General features: G+C 65.1%; 1 protein-coding gene. It reads right to left on the bottom strand.

Annotation, left to right across the window (positions count from 1 at the left end; genetic code table 11):
- Window positions 1-636 (bottom strand): amino acid permease (locus ARTSIC4J27_RS00045; RefSeq protein ID WP_152683723.1); only part of this gene is annotated, 636 nt, incomplete at both ends.

The raw sequence follows: 636 nt of genomic DNA, 5'->3' as shown, positions 1-636 counted from the left end.
CGGGTGGGTTGGCGATGACGGGGGAGAGGCCGGTGTGGCCTTCGCGGGTTTCGGCGATTTCGCGGATGCGTTTGCGGCAGGCGTACCAGCCGAAGACCATGAGGGCGGAGGCGATGGCGGTGACGAGCATGGTCAGGGGGGAGTCGATGAAGACCATGATGAGGACGCCGGCGAGGAAGAGCAGGGAGAGGTAGCCGGTGTAGGGGGCGCCGAACATGCGGAAGGAGGGGCGTTCGAGCCAGCCTTTGTCGGCCCAGCGTTTGAGTTGGATCTGGCACAGGACGATGGTGGCCCAGGTCATGATGATGCCGACGGAGGCGATGTTGAGGACGATTTCGAAGGCTTGGGCGGGGACGAGGTAGTTCAGGGGGACGCCCAGGAGGGAGACGCCGGCGGTGATGGCGATGCCGCCGTAGGGGACGCCTGCTTTGTTCATGCGGGAGGCGAATTTGGGGGCGGAGCCGTTGACGGACATGGAGCGCAGGATCCGGCCGGTGGAGTAGAGGCCGGCGTTGAGGGAGGACAGGGCGGCGGTGAGGACGACGAGGTTCATGATGACGTCCACGCCCTGGATGCCGATGGAGCCGAAGAAGGTGACGAAGGGGCTGACGCCTTTTTCGTAGGAGGTGTAGGGCA

The sequence above is a fragment of the Pseudarthrobacter siccitolerans genome (assembly GCF_001046895.1).
GTDB classification, from domain to species: Bacteria; Actinomycetota; Actinomycetes; order Actinomycetales; family Micrococcaceae; genus Arthrobacter; species Arthrobacter siccitolerans.
The sequence above is the reverse complement of the archived record's forward strand: the minus strand, read 5'-3'. Positions and strand labels throughout refer to the sequence as shown.